The sequence below is a fragment of the Sandarakinorhabdus sp. genome (assembly GCF_040398645.1).
Lineage (GTDB): Bacteria > Pseudomonadota > Alphaproteobacteria > Sphingomonadales > Sphingomonadaceae > Sandarakinorhabdus.
Genome location: NZ_JBBATR010000041.1, coordinates 1 through 2,051, shown reverse-complemented (window position 1 = coordinate 2,051; position 2,051 = coordinate 1). Strand labels below are relative to the sequence as shown.

General features: G+C 64.4%; 1 protein-coding gene. It reads right to left on the bottom strand.

The features are described from left to right. A partial coding sequence (scpA, locus tag ABWP50_RS09730) for a methylmalonyl-CoA mutase (protein ID WP_353217801.1) occupies window positions 1-2,051 on the bottom strand: 2,051 nt, incomplete at both ends.

Below are 2,051 nucleotides of genomic sequence, written 5' to 3'. Positions count from 1 at the left end.
TCCGCCGCCTCATCCAGCGGCGGCAGATTGTGCCCCAGCAGGCGCAGCAGTTCGGCCGCTGCCTCCACGATGTTGGTGCCGGGGCCGAAGATCGCCACGGTGCCCACCGAGCGCAGGAAATCATAATCCTGCGCTGGGATGACGCCGCCGGCGATCACCTTGATATCGCCGCGGCCCGCCGATTTCAGCTCGTCGATCAGGGCGGGCACGAGCGTCTTGTGGCCGGCGGCCAAGCTGGACGACGCCACCAGTTCCACATCCAGCGCGATGGCCAGATCGCGGGCCTCCTGCGGCGTCTGGAACAACGGGCCGACCGTCGCATCGAACCCGAGATCGGCCAGCGCGGTGCCGACCACCTTGGCGCCGCGGTCATGGCCGTCCTGGCCCATTTTCACGATCAGCACGCGCGGCTTGTGGCCGGTGCGGCGTTCAAAGGCCTCAACGCCCTCCGCCACGCGCACATAGGCCGGATCGGCCTTGTAGCAATCGGCGTAAACGCCCTTCACCATCTTCACCACCGCAACATGCCGGCCGAACACGGCTTCCATCGCGGCGCTGATTTCGCCCAAAGTGGCGCGGGCGCGGGCGCATTCGATGGCCAGGGCCAGCACATTGTCCTGCGCCGCCGCGCCAGCGGTCAGCGCGGCCAGCGCCGCCTCGACCCGGGCGGGATCACGCGCCGCCTTCACCGCTTCGATGCGGGTGATCTGGCTGGCGCGCACGGCGACATTGTCGACATCCAGCACCGGAAATTCGTCGGTGGTTTCCGGCTTGTACTTGTTCACGCCCACGATCACGGTTTCGCCCATGTCGATGCCGGCCTGCTTGGCGGCGGCTGCCGCTTCAATCTCCAGCTTGGGCATGCCGGTGGCGACCGCCTTGGTCATGCCGCCCAGATCCTCGATCTTGTCGATAATCGCCTGCGCATCGTCCACCAATTGCTTGGTCAGCGCCTCGACATAATAGCTGCCGCCCAGCGGATCGACGACCTTGGTGATGCCGGCCTCTTCCTGCAGCACGATCTGGGTGTTGCGGGCGATGCGCGCCGAAAAATCGGTGGGCAGCGCAATGGCTTCGTCCAGCGCATTGGTGTGCAGGCTTTGCGTGCCGCCCATCACCGCCGCCAGCGCCTCGACGGTGGTGCGGATGACGTTGTTGTACGGGTCCTGCTCGGCCAGGCTAACACCGCTGGTCTGGCAGTGCGTGCGCAGCATCAGGCTGCGCGGGTCCTTGGCGCCGAAATTGGTCATGATGCGCGCCCACAGCGTGCGGGCGGCGCGCAATTTCGCCACTTCCATGAAGAAATTCATGCCGATGGCGAAGAAAAAGCTCAGGCGGCCGGCAAATTCATCAACATCCAGGCCCTGTTTTTGCGCCGCACGCACATATTCCATGCCATCGGCCAGGGTGAAGGCCAGCTCCTGCAGCGCGGTCGCCCCGGCTTCGTGCATATGATAGCCGGAGATGGAAATACTGTTGAATTTCGGCATGTTGCGCGCCGTGTACGAAATAATGTCGGCCACGATCCGCATCGATGGCTCCGGCGGGTAGATATAGGTGTTGCGGACCATGAACTCCTTGAGGATGTCGTTCTGCACCGTGCCATCAAGCAGCGCCTGCGGCACGCCGGATTCCTCGGCCGCGACAATGAAAAACGCCAGGCACGGGATGATCGCGCCGTTCATCGTCATCGAAACGGACATCTTGTCGAGCGGAATCCCGTCGAACAGGATCTTCATGTCCTCCACGGTATCGATCGCCACCCCGGCCTTGCCAACATCGCCTGACACACGCTCATGATCGCTGTCATAACCGCGGTGCGTGGCCAGATCGAACGCCACCGAAAGCCCCTTTTGCCCGGCCGCCAGATTGCGCCGGTAAAAGGCGTTGGATTCCTCGGCGGTGGAAAAACCGGCATATTGGCGCACCGTCCACGGCCGCCCGGCATACATCGAAGCACGCACGCCGCGCGTGAACGGCGCAAAGCCCGGCAGGCCAGGGTCCCAGCCTTCGGTGTCGGCGGCCGTGTACAGCGGCTTGACCGTGAAGCC